The 724-nt window shown below is 72.0% G+C and carries 1 protein-coding gene; it reads left to right on the forward strand.

Annotated elements, in window-relative coordinates; translation table 11 throughout:
• Positions 1-724, forward strand: a 724-nt coding sequence (locus G4D87_RS38375; RefSeq protein WP_163787665.1) for a DUF4082 domain-containing protein, incomplete at both ends; no start/stop codon positions are given.

Here is a 724-nt window from a genome sequence, read left to right on the forward strand (position 1 = left end):
TCGCCACCTTCACCGGTGAGACGGCCTCCGGCTGGCAGGAGGTGACGTTCTCCACGCCCGTGCGCATCAGCGCCAACACGACCTACGTCGCCTCGTACCACGCGCCCGGCGGCGCCTACGGCTTCACCAGCGCGGGACTGGCCTCGGCCGTGGACGCCCCTCCTCTCCACGCGCTCGCGGGCGCCACCAGCGGCGGTAATGGCGTCTTCACCTACGGCGCCGCGGGCTCCTTCCCCAGCAGCAGCTTCGGCGACTCGAACTACTGGGTGGACGTCGTCTTCCGCCCGGCGGAGCCCGTCACCCTGTGGCCTTCCACCGTCACGCCCGCCGTCGCCTCCGTCACCAACGACTCCGCCCCCGTGGAGCTGGGCGTGAAGTTCACGACGAACGTGAGCGGCAACGTGCTGGGCGTGCGGTTCTACAAGGGCGCCGCCAACACCGGCACCCACGTGGGGAGCCTCTGGAGCGCCAACGGGCAGCGCCTGGCCTTCGCCACCTTCACCTCCGAGACGGCCACCGGCTGGCAGGAGGTGACGTTCTCCACCCCGGTCGCCATCGCCGCCAACACCCCGTACGTCGCCTCGTACCACGCCCCCGTCGGCGCGTACGCCTTCGACAACGGAGGCCTCGCCAGCGGCCAGGACACCCCGCCCCTCTTCGCGCTGCCCGGCAGCACCAGCGGCGGCAACGGCGTCTTCACCTACGGCGCCGCGGGCTCCTTCCC

Source organism: Myxococcus vastator, assembly GCF_010894475.1.
GTDB classification, from domain to species: domain Bacteria; phylum Myxococcota; class Myxococcia; order Myxococcales; family Myxococcaceae; genus Myxococcus; species Myxococcus vastator.